The 15370-nt window shown below is 56.9% G+C and carries 18 protein-coding genes and 1 pseudogene; 16 read left to right on the top strand and 3 right to left on the bottom strand.

Translation table 11 applies throughout. The features are described 5' to 3' along the window. Window positions 1–83 precede the first annotated feature (83 nt). From fliF to rcsA, 14 genes and pseudogenes are all read left to right on the top strand, one after another. Window positions 84–1763, top strand: coding sequence for a flagellar basal-body MS-ring/collar protein FliF (gene fliF, locus ACR42C_RS14295; protein ID WP_116338975.1), 1680 nt, complete (start codon window positions 84–86; stop codon window positions 1761–1763). Next, complete coding sequence (fliG, locus tag ACR42C_RS14300) at window positions 1756–2754, top strand: flagellar motor switch protein FliG (RefSeq protein ID WP_008500327.1); 999 nt, start codon at window positions 1756–1758, stop codon at window positions 2752–2754. The genes fliF and fliG overlap by 8 nt, the downstream gene beginning before the upstream one ends. Beyond that, a complete protein-coding gene (gene fliH, locus ACR42C_RS14305; RefSeq protein WP_163329831.1) occupies window positions 2747–3454 on the top strand; it encodes a flagellar assembly protein FliH in 708 nt (235 codons plus the stop codon). The genes fliG and fliH overlap by 8 nt, the downstream gene beginning before the upstream one ends. Further along, the gene (gene fliI / locus ACR42C_RS14310; protein WP_023330814.1) at window positions 3454–4824 is read left to right on the top strand and encodes a flagellar protein export ATPase FliI; all 1371 of its coding nucleotides are present in this window, start codon (window positions 3454–3456) and stop codon (window positions 4822–4824) included. The genes fliH and fliI overlap by 1 nt, the downstream gene beginning before the upstream one ends. A gap of 21 nt (window positions 4825–4845) precedes the next feature. Continuing rightward, a complete protein-coding gene (gene fliJ, locus ACR42C_RS14315) occupies window positions 4846–5289 on the top strand; it encodes a flagellar export protein FliJ (RefSeq protein WP_006811155.1) in 444 nt (147 codons plus the stop codon). Then, window positions 5286–6515, top strand: coding sequence for a flagellar hook length control protein FliK (fliK, locus tag ACR42C_RS14320; RefSeq protein ID WP_479984246.1), 1230 nt, complete (start codon window positions 5286–5288; stop codon window positions 6513–6515). Before fliJ ends, fliK begins: the two co-directional genes overlap by 4 nt. 106 nt (window positions 6516–6621) lie before the next feature. Continuing rightward, the gene (gene fliL / locus ACR42C_RS14325; RefSeq protein WP_021241388.1) at window positions 6622–7092 is read left to right on the top strand and encodes a flagellar basal body-associated protein FliL; all 471 of its coding nucleotides are present in this window, start codon (window positions 6622–6624) and stop codon (window positions 7090–7092) included. A 4-nt stretch (window positions 7093–7096) separates the two neighbouring features. Beyond that, window positions 7097–8101 carry a flagellar motor switch protein FliM gene (fliM, locus tag ACR42C_RS14330; protein WP_028013703.1) on the top strand — a complete coding sequence of 335 codons (1005 nt, stop codon included), beginning with the start codon at window positions 7097–7099 and terminating at the stop codon, window positions 8099–8101. Next, a complete protein-coding gene (fliN, locus tag ACR42C_RS14335) occupies window positions 8098–8511 on the top strand; it encodes a flagellar motor switch protein FliN (protein WP_003859592.1) in 414 nt (137 codons plus the stop codon). The genes fliM and fliN overlap by 4 nt, the downstream gene beginning before the upstream one ends. 2 nt (window positions 8512–8513) lie before the next feature. After that, window positions 8514–8888 carry a flagellar biosynthetic protein FliO gene (gene fliO / locus ACR42C_RS14340; RefSeq protein ID WP_316379473.1) on the top strand — a complete coding sequence of 125 codons (375 nt, stop codon included), beginning with the start codon at window positions 8514–8516 and terminating at the stop codon, window positions 8886–8888. Further along, on the top strand, window positions 8888–9625 hold the full coding sequence (gene fliP, locus ACR42C_RS14345; RefSeq protein ID WP_028013705.1) for a flagellar type III secretion system pore protein FliP: 738 nt from the start codon (window positions 8888–8890) through the stop codon (window positions 9623–9625). The genes fliO and fliP overlap by 1 nt, the downstream gene beginning before the upstream one ends. A 9-nt stretch (window positions 9626–9634) precedes the next feature. Beyond that, entirely contained in the window at window positions 9635–9904 is a 270-nt protein-coding gene (gene fliQ / locus ACR42C_RS14350; RefSeq protein ID WP_008500315.1) for a flagellar biosynthesis protein FliQ, read from the top strand. 7 nt (window positions 9905–9911) lie between these two features. After that, window positions 9912–10704: pseudogene (gene fliR / locus ACR42C_RS14355) on the top strand (flagellar biosynthetic protein FliR); the annotation flags it as partial. 287 nt (window positions 10705–10991) lie between these two features. After that, on the top strand, window positions 10992–11615 hold the full coding sequence (rcsA, locus tag ACR42C_RS14360; RefSeq protein ID WP_013097740.1) for a transcriptional regulator RcsA: 624 nt from the start codon (window positions 10992–10994) through the stop codon (window positions 11613–11615). A gap of 102 nt (window positions 11616–11717) precedes the next feature. Here the strand turns inward: rcsA and dsrB are convergent, their stop codons facing one another. Beyond that, on the bottom strand, window positions 11718–11906 hold the full coding sequence (gene dsrB, locus ACR42C_RS14365; protein ID WP_013097741.1) for a protein DsrB: 189 nt from the start codon (window positions 11904–11906) through the stop codon (window positions 11718–11720). Window positions 11907–12035: 129 nt separating this feature from the next. On the opposite strand from dsrB, the gene yodD reads away from it, so the two are divergent. Then, the gene (yodD, locus tag ACR42C_RS14370; protein WP_048959254.1) at window positions 12036–12263 is read left to right on the top strand and encodes a YodD family peroxide/acid resistance protein; all 228 of its coding nucleotides are present in this window, start codon (window positions 12036–12038) and stop codon (window positions 12261–12263) included. A 301-nt stretch (window positions 12264–12564) separates the two neighbouring features. Continuing rightward, window positions 12565–13365, top strand: coding sequence for a mannosyl-3-phosphoglycerate phosphatase-related protein (locus tag ACR42C_RS14375; RefSeq protein WP_316379472.1), 801 nt, complete (start codon window positions 12565–12567; stop codon window positions 13363–13365). On the opposite strand, the gene dgcQ is transcribed toward ACR42C_RS14375, so the two are convergent. Continuing rightward, window positions 13350–15050, bottom strand: a complete 1701-nt coding sequence (gene dgcQ, locus ACR42C_RS14380) for a cellulose biosynthesis regulator diguanylate cyclase DgcQ (protein WP_479984247.1) — start codon at window positions 15048–15050, stop codon at window positions 13350–13352. The genes ACR42C_RS14375 and dgcQ overlap by 16 nt on opposite strands. 72 nt (window positions 15051–15122) lie before the next feature. Beyond that, the gene (locus ACR42C_RS14385; RefSeq protein ID WP_116338958.1) at window positions 15123–15305 is read right to left on the bottom strand and encodes a YodC family protein; all 183 of its coding nucleotides are present in this window, start codon (window positions 15303–15305) and stop codon (window positions 15123–15125) included. Window positions 15306–15370 lie beyond the last annotated feature (65 nt).

Raw genomic sequence — 15370 nt, forward strand, 5'->3', positions numbered from 1 at the left:
CTTTTGTCGTGTTTGCCGACCCGGGAGTCAGTTTTGTTTCTCTACACGAATAACGTAAACCACCAGGATTTAAGAGGTGCGCAATGAGTGCAGCAGCATCGACAGCGCCACAAAATAAATCACTCGAGTGGATGAACCGCCTTCGCGCGAATCCTAAAATCCCGTTGATCGTGGCAGGCGCTGCCGCAATTGCGATCCTTGTAGCGATGGTTTTATGGGCGAAAAGCCCTGATTACCGCACGCTCTACAGCAACCTTTCCGATCAGGATGGCGGCGCCATCGTTACCCAGCTTACCCAGATGAATATCCCTTATCGCTTTGCCGATAATGGCGGTGCGCTTGAGGTGCCGGCAGATAAGGTGCACGAGCTTCGTCTGCGTCTGGCACAGCAGGGCCTGCCAAAGGGCGGCGCGGTCGGTTTTGAGCTGCTGGATCAGGAAAAGTTTGGTATCAGCCAGTTCAGCGAGCAGGTGAACTACCAGCGTGCGCTGGAAGGCGAGCTGGCCCGCACCATTGAAACGTTAGGCCCGGTGAAGAGTGCCCGCGTGCACCTGGCGATGCCTAAACCTTCTTTATTCGTTCGTGAACAGAAATCCCCTTCGGCTTCCGTTACCGTGAACCTTGAGCCTGGCCGCGCGCTGGACGAAGGGCAAATCAGCGCGGTGACGCATCTCGTCTCCAGCGCCGTCGCCGGCCTGCCGCCGGGTAACGTAACGCTGGTGGACCAAAGCGGACATCTGCTGACCCAATCCAATACCGCCGGGCGTGACCTGAACGACGCGCAGCTGAAATACGCCGCCGACGTTGAAAGCCGTCTCCAGCGCCGCATCGAAGCGATCCTCGGCCCGGTAGTGGGCAACAGTAACGTGCATGCCCAGGTGACCGCGCAGATTGACTTCTCTAATAAAGAACAAACCGAAGAGCAATACAGCCCGAACGGCGATGCGGCTCAGGCGGTGATGCGTTCACGTCAGATCAACTCCAGCGAACAGGTGGGTGGGGCTTACCCTGGCGGCGTGCCGGGCGCGCTCTCTAACCAGCCTGCTCCGGCTAACGCGGCGCCGATTTCCACGCCACCGGCCAATCAGCAGAACGGTCAGCAAAATAATCAGCAGACCACCTCAACGACCAGTAACGCAGGCCCGCGCTCCAGCAGCCGCAACGAAACCACGAACTACGAAGTGGATCGGACGATCCGCCACACTAAACTGAACGTGGGCGATATTCAGCGTCTTTCCGTTGCGGTAGTGGTGAACTACAAAACGCTGGCGGATGGCAAACCGCTGCCGCTGACCGCCGAGCAGATGAAGCAGATTGAAAACCTGACCCGTGAAGCGATGGGTTACTCCGAGAAGCGCGGCGATACTCTCAACGTGGTCAACTCACCGTTCAACTCGGTTGAAGAGACCGGCGGCGAGCTGCCGTTCTGGCAACAGCAGGCGTTTATCGACCAGCTGATGTCCGCAGGACGCTGGCTGCTGGTGCTGATTGTCGCGTGGCTGCTGTGGCGTAAGGGCGTACGCCCTCAGCTTCAGCGCCGCGCAGAAGCCGAAAAAGTGGCTCGCGAACAGATGTCTGCGCGTCAGGAAACGGAAGAAGCGGTTGAAGTTCGCCTCAGCAAAGATGAACAGATGCAGCAGCGTCGTGCTAACCAGCGCATGGGCGCCGAGGTCATGAGCCAGCGCATTCGCGAAATGTCAGATAACGATCCGCGCGTCGTGGCGCTGGTCATCCGCCAGTGGATGGGTAACGAACATGAGTAATACGCTTACGGGCACCGATAAAAGCGTCATCCTGCTGATGACCATTGGCGAAGACCGCGCGGCAGAGGTGTTTAAGCACCTCTCCCAGCGAGAAGTGCAAATTCTCAGTGCGGCGATGGCCAACGTGCGTCAAATCTCCAATAAACAGCTGACCGAAGTGCTGTCGGAATTTGAGCAGGAAGCCGAACAGTTTGCGGCGCTCAACGTCAACGCCAACGACTACCTGCGCTCCGTGCTGGTCAAGGCGCTGGGCGAAGAGCGCGCGGCCAGCCTGCTGGAAGATATTCTGGAAACGCGCGATACCGCCAGCGGTATCGAAACGCTTAACTTTATGGAGCCGCAGAGTGCCGCCGACCTTATTCGCGACGAGCACCCGCAGATTATCGCCACCATCCTGGTTCACCTCAAACGTGGCCAGGCTGCCGATATTCTGGCCCTGTTCGAGGAGCGTCTGCGTCACGACGTGATGCTGCGTATCGCGACCTTCGGCGGCGTCCAGCCAGCCGCGCTGGCGGAGCTGACCGAAGTGCTGAACAACCTGCTCGACGGTCAGAACCTCAAGCGCAGCAAAATGGGCGGCGTGAGGACGGCGGCGGAAATCATCAACCTGATGAAAACGCAGCAGGAAGAGGCGGTCATTACGGCGGTTCGCGAATTCGACGGCGAGCTGGCGCAAAAAATCATCGACGAGATGTTCCTGTTCGAAAACCTGGTCGAAGTGGACGATCGCAGCATCCAGCGCCTGCTCCAGGAAGTGGACTCCGAGTCGCTGCTTATTGCCCTGAAAGGTGCCGAGCAGCCGCTTCGCGAGAAGTTCCTGCGCAACATGTCTCAGCGTGCGGCCGATATCCTGCGCGACGACCTTGCCAACCGCGGCCCGGTGCGTCTGTCTCAGGTGGAAAACGAGCAGAAAGCGATCCTGCTTATCGTTCGTCGTCTGGCGGAAACCGGCGAGATGGTGATTGGCAGCGGAGACGACACCTATGTCTAATGAGCTGTCGTGGAAGCGCTGGACCCCGGACGATCTGGCCCCTCCCCTTGCCGAATTCTCGCCCGCGGTGGTTTCGCCCGCAGAGCCCGACGCGGACGTCGAACAGCCTGAGCTGAGCGAAGAAGAGCAGCAAGCGCAGATGCTGGCGCAGCTGCAAATGCAGGCGCACGAGCAGGGCTACAATGCTGGCCTGAACGAGGGCCGCCAGAAGGGTCACGATCTGGGGTATCAGGAAGGTCTGGCGAAAGGGCTGGAGCACGGCATCGATCAGGCGCGCCAGCAGCAGGCGCCGATCCATGCCCGCATGCAGCAGCTGGTCAGCGAGTTCCAGCACACGCTGGACGCGCTGGACAGCGTGATTGCCTCGCGTCTGATGCAGATGGCGCTGGAAGCGGCGCGTCAGGTTATCGGCCAGACGCCCGTGGTGGATAACACCGCGCTGATCAAACAAATTCAGGGTCTGCTTCAGCAGGAGCCGCTGTTCAGCGGCAAACCGCAGCTGCGCGTCCACCCGGACGATCTGCAGCGCGTTGAAGAGAGCCTGGGCGCAACGCTTAGCCTGCACGGCTGGCGTCTGCGCGGCGACCCGTCATTACACCACGGCGGATGCAAAGTCTCTGCCGATGAAGGCGACCTGGATGCCAGCGTCGCCACCCGCTGGCAGGAACTGTGCCGCCTGGCGGCACCGGGAGTCGTCTGATGACCGCGCGCCTCACCCGCTGGCTCACCACGCTCGACAACTTTGAGACGAAGATGGCACAACTGCCATCCGTTCGTCGTTATGGGCGACTGACGCGCGCCACCGGTCTGGTACTTGAGGCCACCGGCCTGCAGCTTCCGCTGGGGGCAACCTGCGTCATTGAGCGTCAGGATGGTCAGGAGACGCGTGAAGTCGAAAGCGAAGTGGTCGGATTTAACGGCCAGCGCCTGTTCCTGATGCCGCTTGAAGAGGTGGAAGGCATTCTGCCCGGCGCGCGCGTCTATGCGAAGAATATCAGCGGCGACGGGCTGCAAAGCGGGAAACAGCTGCCGCTTGGCCCTGCCCTGCTGGGCCGCGTGCTGGACGGCAGCGGGAAGCCGCTTGATGGCCTGCCCGCGCCGGACACCACCGAAACCGGCGCGCTAATCACTCAGCCGTTCAATCCCCTGCAGCGTACCCCTATTGAGCACGTGCTGGATACCGGCGTGCGTCCGATTAACGCCCTGCTCACCGTAGGTCGCGGGCAGCGCATGGGCCTGTTTGCCGGATCAGGTGTCGGGAAATCCGTCCTGCTCGGCATGATGGCGCGCTATACCCAGGCCGACGTGATCGTCGTGGGGCTGATCGGCGAGCGTGGTCGCGAAGTAAAAGATTTCATCGAAAACATTCTGGGTGCGGAAGGCCGCGCCCGCTCGGTGGTTATTGCCGCACCGGCGGACGTGTCGCCGCTGCTGCGTATGCAGGGTGCCGCCTACGCCACCCGTATCGCCGAAGATTTTCGTGACCGCGGCAAGCACGTTCTGCTGATCATGGACTCCCTCACCCGCTACGCGATGGCGCAACGTGAAATCGCGCTGGCTATCGGCGAGCCGCCGGCGACCAAAGGCTATCCGCCTTCGGTCTTCGCCAAACTTCCGGCGCTGGTCGAGCGTGCGGGGAACGGCATCAGCGGCGGCGGCTCTATCACCGCGTTCTATACGGTACTGACCGAGGGCGACGATCAGCAGGACCCGATTGCCGACTCCGCGCGCGCGATCCTGGATGGCCATATCGTGCTGTCACGCCGCCTGGCCGAAGCCGGGCACTACCCGGCGATTGATATTGAAGCGTCCATCAGCCGTGCGATGACGGCGTTGATTACCGAGAAGCACTACGCCCGCGTGCGTAACTTTAAACAACTGCTTTCCAGCTTCCAGCGCAACCGCGATCTGGTCAGCGTGGGGGCGTATGCCAAAGGCAGCGACCCGATGCTCGACAAGGCGATTAGCCTGTGGCCGCAGCTGGAGGCATTTTTACAACAGGGCATTTTTGAACGTGCCGACTGGGAAGATTCAATCCAGGCGCTGGAGCTGATTTTCCCGCAGGTGTAACACAGGTGGAGGGCGAAGGTCATGGCGCAAAACAGCGCGTTATCAACGCTGAAAGATCTGGCTGAAAAAGAAGTTGATGATGCCGCATTGCAGCTTGGCGCAATGCGACGCGGGTGCCAGCAGGCTGAAGAACAGTTGAAGATGTTAATCGACTATCAGCATGAATATCGCACCAACCTCAATACCGATATGACGCAGGGTATTGGCAGCCAGCGCTGGATTAACTATCAGCAGTTTATCCAGACGCTGGAGAAGGCGATAGAGCAGCATCGCCAGCAGCTAAACCAGTGGACCCAAAAAGTCGATACCGCGCTGAATTTCTGGCGCGAGAAAAAACAGAGGCTGCAGGCCTGGCAAACCTTACAGGACCGGCAGATTGCAGCCTCGACCCTGGCGGAAAACCGCCTGGATCAGAAGAAAATGGATGAGTTTGCCCAGCGCGCATCAATGAGGAAACCGGAATGATCACACTGCAACAACTGCTGATGAGCGACAGCGACCTGTCAGGCGGGATGCAAACAGGGAAAGGCACCGAGGGTGCGCAAGACTTTCTCTCCCTGCTGGCGAGCGCCCTGACGGACGCAACGGGCAAAGGTAACGATGCGCCGCTCACCCTGGCGGACCTGAAAGCCGCCGGCGGCAAGCTGTCGAAAGTTGCGCTGGAAGCCAAAGGCGATACCGCTCTGCAGGCCAAAATTGCCGATCTGCTCGCGCGTCAGCCTGCGCTGAATGGCGTTGAAACGACCGAGTCCGCGCCGCTTGAAACCCTGGTTTCCGGGCTGGTGCCGCTGTCAAAGGGCGACGCGCTGAAGACGCTCACTGCGGCCAACGGCAAAGATGACGGTCAAAGCGAACTGAGCGAAGAAGAGCTGGCCGGGTTAAGCGCGCTGATGGCGATGCTGCCGCACCAGCAGACTACCGCCTCTCGTGCGGCTGGCAGCGACGGCGTTTCCGCTCCCTCAGCGCTGAATTCAGCAACGCTTTCGCCAAACGGTGCGGGCCAGCCGTCCCTGAACGCGCCAGCGGGAAGCCATGATAAAGCGCAGCTTTCTGCGTCCTATCAGAGCCAGGCGAAAAACAACGGTCCCGATCTCTCAGGCAACGTGCCTGCCACGCCAGTCGTGGCCACGGCCGCAGAGAAGCAGGAGTTCGCCAGTTCTTCCTCGTCATCTTCGCCAACCGCGACCCTGGCACCGATTATGTCCAGCCATGCTATCAGCCAGCCAGCCGCCACCGTTGCCACCGCGCCGGTACTAAGCCAGCCTCTGGGCACCCACGAATGGCAACAGTCCCTGAGCCAGCACATCACCCTGTTCACTAAGCAGGGCCAGCAGACGGCGGAGCTGCGCCTGCATCCGGAAGATCTGGGCCAGGTGCAAATCTCGCTTAAGCTGGACGACAACCAGGCACAGCTGCAGATGGTCTCTGCGCACAGCCATGTGCGCGCAGCGCTGGAGGCCGCGCTGCCGGTCCTGCGGACCTCGCTGGCGGAGAATGGCATTCAGCTTTCTCAGAGCAGCGTCAGCAGCGAGAGTTTCGCCGGTCAGCAGCAGTCTTCATCCCAGCAGCATCAGGCCTCGCGTTCCGGCCAGCACGGCGGTTTTAATGAAGAGAGCGATGAGCTCCTGCCGGTTCCTGCCGCCCTGCAATCCGCGGCGCGCGGTAACGGTGCCGTAGACATCTTCGCCTAAACGCCAGAGGTAGCGTGATTATCCCCGTCTTTTCCACGCTTTGACGACGGCAGGACACGGGATAATCACCTTATTAAGCTGTACCGAAACAGGAAGCTCGTATCAGATGACAGACTCCGCTATCACCAAAAAAAGCAAGCGTTCCATCTGGATCCCGCTGCTGGTGTTGATCACGCTCGCCGCCTGCGCTACCGCGGGCTATAGTTACTGGCGTATGCAGCAGGAACCTTCTACCGCTGCGGCCAAAGCCGAACCTGCTCCACCGCCGGCGCCGGTCTTTTTCCCTCTGGACACCTTCACCGTTAACCTCGGTGATGCGGATCGTGTGCTGTATGTCGGTATTACGCTGCGCCTGAAGGACGAAGCGACCCGCGCGCGCCTGAACGATTATCTGCCGGAAGTGCGTAGCCGCCTTCTCCTGCTGTTTTCTCGTCAGGACGCCTCCGCGCTGGCTACCGACGTGGGTAAGCAAAAGCTGGTCGACGCCATCAAGCAGACGCTGGCCACCCCGCTGGTAAACGGTCAACCTAAGCAGGAAGTCACTGACGTTCTGTACACAGCCTTTATTCTGCGGTAACGACATGGGCGACAGTATTCTTTCTCAGGCAGAAATCGACGCGCTGCTTAACGGCGACAGCGATAAGAGTGATGATCCGCAACCGGGTCTCACCGGCGACGATAATATTCGTCCTTACGATCCCAATACCCAGCGTCGCGTAGTCCGTGAACGTCTGCAGGCGCTGGAGATCATTAACGAACGTTTTGCACGTCAGTTCCGTATGGGGCTGTTTAACCTGCTGCGTCGTAGCCCGGATATCACGGTCGGTGCGATCCGCATTCAGCCGTATCATGAGTTTGCCCGCAACCTGCCGGTGCCAACCAACCTTAACCTGATTCATCTGAAGCCGCTTCGCGGCACCGGTCTGGTGGTGTTCTCGCCAAGCCTGGTGTTCATTGCGGTGGATAACCTGTTCGGCGGCGACGGGCGTTTCCCGACCAAAGTGGAAGGCCGTGAATTTACCCACACCGAACAGCGCGTCATTAACCGCATGCTGAAGCTGGCGCTGGAGTCCTACAGCGACGCGTGGAAAGCGATTAACCCGCTGGAAGTGGAGTACGTCCGTTCTGAGATGCAGGTGAAATTTACCAATATCACCACCTCCCCGAACGATATCGTCGTCAATACGCCGTTCCACGTGGAGATCGGTAACCTGACCGGCGAATTCAACATCTGCCTGCCGTTCAGCATGATTGAACCGCTGCGCGAGCTGCTGGTTAACCCGCCGCTGGAGAACTCGCGCAACGAAGATCAGAACTGGCGTGAAAACCTGGTGCGCCAGGTGCAGCACTCCCAGCTGGAGCTGGTGGCAAACTTTGCCGACATCTCGATGCGGTTATCCCAGATCCTGAAATTACAACCCGGCGACGTTTTGCCGATAGACAAACCCGACCGCATTATTGCCCACGTGGATGGTGTCCCCGTACTCACAAGCCAGTACGGCACGATTAACGGTCAGTATGCGTTACGCGTTGAGCACTTGATCAACCCGATTTTGAATTCGCTGAATGAGGAACAGCCCAAATGAGTGACATGAACAATCCGTCCGATGAAAACAGCGGAGCACTGGACGATCTGTGGGCTGACGCGTTAAACGAGCAAAAAACGACTCCGACAAAAAGCGCGGCGGACGCGGTCTTCCAGCAGTTAGGCGGCGGTGACGTCAGCGGCACGCTGCAGGATATCGACCTGATTATGGACATCCCGGTCAAGCTGACCGTTGAGCTGGGGCGCACCCGGATGACCATTAAAGAGCTGCTGCGTCTGACGCAGGGTTCGGTCGTGGCCCTTGACGGTCTGGCCGGCGAGCCGCTGGATATTCTGATCAACGGCTATCTGATTGCCCAGGGTGAAGTGGTGGTGGTTGCCGACAAATACGGCGTGCGCATCACCGACATCATTACCCCGTCTGAACGCATGCGTCGTCTGAGCCGTTAAGTATGAAAACCCAGGCAACAATATCACCACCGTCCGCCGTTCCCGGCTCCCCGCTGCTCCAGGTGAGCGGGGCGTTGTTCGGTATTATTGCCTTTATTCTTATTGCCGCCTGGCTGGCGAAGCGTTTTGGTCTGGCGGGTAAAACTGCCAGCACCCGCGGCCTGAAGGTCAGCGCCAGCACTCCCCTTGGGCCGCGCGAACGCGTGGTCATTATCGATGTGGAAGATGCGCGTCTGGTACTGGGCGTAACCGGCTCAAACATCAACGTATTACATAAACTGCCGCCCGCCCCGGTCACGGTGGACGAGCGCGCACAAGCCCCTGCGGATTTTCAGTCCGTCATGAAGAGTTTGCTTAAGCGTTCCGGGAGATCCTGATGCGCCGTTTGTTATCCCTTACGCTTGCGGGCGTTGGCCTGTTTGCTCCTGCGGTTTATGCACAGCTGCCCGGTCTGGTCTCAACGCCGATTGCGGGTGGCGGCCAGAGCTGGTCGCTCCCGGTTCAGACGCTGGTCTTCATCACCTCGCTGACCTTTATTCCGGCCATCCTGCTGATGATGACCAGCTTCACCCGCATCATCATCGTCTTTGGTCTGCTGCGAAACGCGCTGGGCACCCCTTCGGCGCCGCCAAACCAGGTGCTTCTGGGCTTAGCTCTGTTTTTGACCTTTTTCATCATGTCGCCGGTGATCGACAAAATTTATACCGACGCCTACCAACCGTTCAGCGAAGACAAAATCTCGATGCAGGAAGCGCTGGAAAAAGGCGCGCAGCCGCTGCGGGAATTTATGCTGCGTCAGACGCGCGAAGCGGACCTGGCTCTTTTCGCTCGACTGTCCAACACCGGCGAGCTTCAGGGGCCGGAAGCGGTGCCGATGCGGATTCTGCTGCCGGCCTATGTCACCAGCGAGCTGAAAACCGCGTTCCAGATTGGCTTTACCATCTTTATTCCGTTCCTGATTATCGACCTGGTGATCGCCAGCGTCCTGATGGCGCTCGGGATGATGATGGTGCCGCCGGCCACCATTGCCCTGCCCTTTAAGATCATGCTCTTTGTGCTGGTCGATGGCTGGCAGCTGCTGGTCAGTTCGCTGGCGCAGAGTTTTTACAGTTAAGGAACGGCAATGACACCCGAATCGGTCATGATGATGGGCACGGAAGCGATGAAAATCGCCATTGCCGTTGCCGCGCCGCTGCTGCTTGTCGCGCTGGTTACCGGCCTGATTATCAGTATTCTTCAGGCTGCCACGCAGATTAACGAAATGACGCTGTCGTTTATCCCGAAAATCATCGCCGTCTTCGTGGCGATTATCGTGGCCGGGCCGTGGATGCTGAACCTGCTGCTGGACTATATGCGCAACCTGTTTACCAATCTGCCGTACATCATCGGCTGACCTGACGATGCTGCACTTCACCAGCGACCAGTGGGTTCAGTGGCTCGGCGTCTATTTCTGGCCGATGCTGCGCATTCTGGCGCTGATCTCCACCGCCCCCATACTCAGCGAGAAATCGATCCCCAAGCGCGTCAAGGTGGGGCTGGGCATTATCATCACCATTATCGTTGCCCCTTCCCTGCCACCCGTGAATATTCCCATCTTCTCGGCTAACGCGATATGGGTCGCTTTGCAGCAGGTGATGATTGGCGTCGCCGTGGGCTTTACCATGCAGCTCGCCTTTGCCGCCGTGCGCACGGCTGGTGAGTTGATTGGCCTGCAGATGGGGCTATCGTTCGCCACGTTTGTCGATCCCGGCAGCCATCTCAACATGCCGGTGCTGGCGCGCATCATCGATCTGCTCGCCATGCTGCTGTTCCTGTCGCTCAACGGCCATCTGTGGCTCATCTCCATGCTGGTGGATACCTTCCATACGCTGCCGATTGGTGATAACCCGGTCAACAGCAACGCCTTCCTCGCGCTTACCCGCGCGGCGGGGCTGATTTTCCTCAACGGTCTGATGCTGGCTCTGCCGATCATCACGCTGCTGCTCACCGTCAACCTGGCATTAGGTTTACTGAACAGAATGGCACCGCAGCTCTCGGTGTTTGTGATTGGTTTTCCGCTGACCCTGACGGTCGGAATTTTATTAATGTCATTACTGATGCCCCTTATCGCCCCCTTCTGTGAACATTTATTCGGCGAGATATTCAATCTGTTAGCGGATATTGTCAGCGAATTGCCACGTAAATAATAGTCCTCACGTTCGCTATTGTCTTTCTGAGGATATTCCTAAAATAAAATGCGAAAAACATCTTCCAGGATATATCTGACGCGGTTTAAATGTTTCTAACCATCTCACAATACTTAATATTTACTTTACTTTAAGAAGATTCCTGGCAAATTATACGTAACTTTACGGGATAGTGAGTCCGCCTGAAAGTCTTTGTCATGCTCACAGGTTTATTATTTTTTTCCATCCCGTATGGCTGTTTTGAGCTCTCAGGCAGATGGTGAATTATCGTTACGCATTGAGTGAGGGTATGCCATGTCAACGATCATTATGGATTTATGCAGCTACACCCGGCTAGGGTTAACCGGGTACCTGGCAAGCAGAGGGGTAAGAAAGAGAGACATCAACGATGCACACACCGTTGAAGAACTCGCAGCCGCTTGTGACGAACTCAAACCAGGCGTGGTGTTTATTAATGAGGACTGTTTCATTCACGATCCAGCCAACAGTCAGCACATTAAGCAAATCATTAATCAGCATCCAAAAACCCTGTTTATTGTTTTTATGGCGATCGCGAATATCCATTTCGATGAGTATTTGTTGGTCCGTAAAAATTTATTGATTAGTTCTAAGTCGATTAAACCCGAGTCGCTGGATGACATTCTGGGTGATTATTTGAATAAAGAAGTTAAAAATGTAGGAGCGGTTAACTTACCCACCCTTTCATTAAGCAGGACTGAATCAAGCATGCTGCGAATGTGGATGGCGGGACAAGGAACTATTCAGATCTCTGACCAGATGAATATTAAAGCGAAAACCGTTTCGTCACACAAAGGAAATATTAAAAGGAAAATTAAAACGCATAATAAGCAAGTGATCTATCACGTGGTACGTCTGACCGATAATGTGACGAACGGGATTTTCGTCAACATGCGTTAGTGGCTTAAACCCCTTTGCACCCTACCTTTGATCTCTGGCCTGGCCAGAGATTTTTGCTTTTGCGGACGTAGTCGGGCACGCGCAATGCCACCCGACGCCGTACTACTCCGCTTTCTCAACAAAAATGCCGTCCGGATGCCCCAGCTCGTTAAAAAACCAGATGCCGAGCGGGTAATCTTCCAGTGAGACCAGGTACATTGTGCCTTCACTAAACTCTTCAATTGCCAGCACCACCCCCGGGCGGCGCGGCCCACCGTCCGTTTTAACGGTTACCCGATCGTTGACCTTCATACATTCCTCCTCTGGTTTTGAGCCAGTGTAGAACAAAACGCAAAAACACACATCGCCGCACGGCGTGAATGGCGTTTTTATACACAGTCTATACTTAGCGTTGGACACGGTTGAATGAGGAACCCCGTAATGAAGACCGATAAAGAGTACAGCGACACCATCAAGCGCGAAGTTGAGGTGGATGTCGATGCCCTGCTGGCCGCCATCAATGAGATCAGTGAGTCAGAAGTCCGCCGCACGGACGATGGTTCGGACCACGTCATTGTTAACGGGAGGGATTATCACACCTATCGCGAGCTGGCGGAGGCCTTCGAGCTAGATATTCATGACTTTAGCGTGTCTGAAGCAAATCGTTAGCACGAAAAAAATCCCGGTCATGGGGATGGCCGGGATCAAAACTTGCTTATGCAAGAAGCACTTGAAAATTCGTTACACCAGGAAATCTGATGTACAAACAACACTATCCCCAACGATTTTGCATGACAAGCATATATTCTTACAGTGAATATAATATTTTTAACATAATCGTTTTGGTTATGAGCAACAACATACGCCGAATGCGGGTTTGGCTGGATCGGTTCTCCTGAATCCGGTTTAAGCGCAGATAATTTTTTAGGAATATTCTTAGATTAAGACTCATTCGTTTTCGGGAGTTACTATGCTTTCACTCCAGGGTTCCCTGCTGATTTTTTCCGATCTGGATGGATCGCTGTTGGATATTCATACCTATGAGTGGCAGCCCGCGATGCCGTGGCTCGATAAACTGCAGGATAACCAGGTGCCGGTAATTCTTTGCAGCAGCAAAAGCGCGGCAGAGATGCTGGATATCCAGCAGGATTTAGGTCTCGAAGGCTTACCTTTTATCGCTGAGAACGGCGCGGTGGTTCAGCCTGACGTACGCTGGGAGATGGGTCAGCGCCACATCAACGGCATGACGCACCGGGAGATTCATCCGCTTATTGAGCAAATCCGCCAGCAGGCAGGCTTCAAATTCACCACCTTTGACGATGTGGACGAACGCGTCATCAGCGAATGGACGGGGCTGACCCGCTACCGGGCGGCGCTTGCCCGCAGGCACGACGCCTCCGTCACGCTCATCTGGCGTGATTCCGACGAAGCCATGGCCCGGTTTGAAGCGGCGCTGGCGCAGCGAGGACTGAAATGCCTGCAGGGAGCACGTTTCTGGCACATTCTTGATGCCGGCTGCGGTAAGGACGTTGCGGCTAACTGGCTTATCGCGCAGTACCGTGAACGGGAAAATATTGAACCCATCACCCTGGGGCTCGGCGATGGGCCAAACGACGCGCCGTTGCTGGACAGCGTGGACTTCGCGGTGGTGATTAAGGGCATAAACCGCCAGGGTATTAGATTACGGGACGATAGCCCCAGCCGGGTTTATCACACCCGGCAGGCGGGACCGCTCGGCTGGCAGGAGGGGCTGGATCACTTTTTGTCATGATCGTGCCAGACAACCCGGTTACGTCCGCCCTGTTTAGCGTTGTACAACCGGGCATCCGCCACGGACCGCAGCTGTTCGAAATCGTAGTTTTCGTTTTCCTGCGCGCTGCTGACGCCGAGTGACGCGCTGATGCGCAGGGTCGTACTCTTCTTCACCAGAATCTCCTTGCTGTTGATTCGGCAACGAATACGCTCCGCGACGCCTCTCGCCTCCTCAAGACCAAGCCCCGGCAGAACGATACAAAACTCTTCCCCGCCCACGCGTCCTGCCACATCGTTCTTGCGTAACGTACTGGCAATCAACCCTGCCGTGTGGGAGAGCACCTTATCCCCGGCCTGGTGGCCAAAACGGTCGTTGATGCTTTTAAAATTGTCGAGATCGATCTGAATAACCGAGAACGGCAGCGACTGCTGGCGACAGGTTTCCGACAGCAATTTTGCGCGGTCGAACAGCGCGCCGCGATTATTCAGGCGGGTGAGCGGGTCATGCCAGGCCTGCCACTGGAGCGAGTGCTGGAGCGTATACATGTTGCTGACCATCCGACGGATAACCAGCCACGAGATCAATAGCATGGCGGTAAAGAGTGCCCACATCAGCGCCAGCACAATACTGATACTGCCGAAGTCATCTTGTACCCCTTCATGCAGGGTGTGGATCCGCAAGACGACGCCATCGAAGTGGTTGAGCCGCTCCCAGCTGATAAAACGGCTTCCAAGGCGGATCCCACCGCCGGTATCGTTCTCAATCGCCTGCGCTATTTGCGCCGTTTCGCGTTCATCAAAATGGTTAACCGGTTTTCCTGAACGGTCAGAGGTGGCAATCATATTAAGGCGAGTGTCGTACAGCTGATACTCCCCTTCCGTCCGGTCTTCCGTCGCGTCAGCCAGCAGGCGCTGCATCGTACTCAACGCAAAATCCATCGCTACAACGCCGTACCAGTAATGGTCGAAATAGATGGGCACGCTGGCGGCGATCGTGCGTTCCTCCCCGGTCCATGAGGAAGGCGTAGAGATGAACCAGCGCACCGCGCGGGCGCGGTTGTTGCGCTCTGACTGCTGGGTAAACCAGGGCTGCGTGACCAGATGGTAATAGCGGGAGGTGATGTCGCCCGCCAGGTCCGGCGTATCCGTGGAAAGGAAAAATCCGGCGCGGGAGACGTAGGTCGCGCGTGATTCCGTTTGCGCTCGCGTGGACGCCAGCCTGAGCAGATACCCTACTTCAAGCGCGGCAGAAATTTCATGACTGATGCGGTCAGGGTCACGATTCAGAAGCGTGGTTTTTTCGACGAACGCATCCGAAACGCCGTTAATGGGCAGGGTCCGCTTTTTATCAACGGCGATTTGCCAGGTAGGCTGCTTGCGGACGGTGTTGAAGCGTGACACGGCATTCTGCAGGACATCAAACGCCAGCGGCATCTGGATCGCATCGCGTATGCCCTGGCGGAACAGCAGCATCCTGTCCACGCTGTTCTGTAACTGCCTGTCCAGCGAGCTGGCCACGGTTTCCAGATGGTTCCGCTGGCTGGAAATGTAGGCCTCTTCAAGCACCACCACCTCACGCCAGGTCAGGAGAGTGGAAAACACCAGAACGATCAGAAAACAGAGATTAACAATCAACCCCGGATTGCTACGCTTATGCAGCCATTGCAGAAAAGATTGTCTTACAACAAAGGTATCGCGCTGCACACACACTCCCTGACAACTGCCTACACCCGGTACTGGAGATAAAAACGCCCGGCAAAGCCGGGCGTTATGTGATTAAGCCTTGTCCCGCTTGTGCTGCCCGTCACCCGGCTGAAGCTCATCTTCACGAAATGCTTCCCGCTGGACGCTAAAGCCATCGTGCCACCGACACTCCACCATTCCGCTGGAATACCCGGTGACAATCATACGTGGGCCGCCCTTCTTAGGCTTAACTTCATCACTGACCAAAAAGACCATACCTGCCTCCTGTATCAGGGTGAAACTGTTTCAATTTAGACGAGGAATGGTCTTTTTGCATCCTG

This window comes from Enterobacter sp. MG-EB028, from assembly GCF_056673305.1.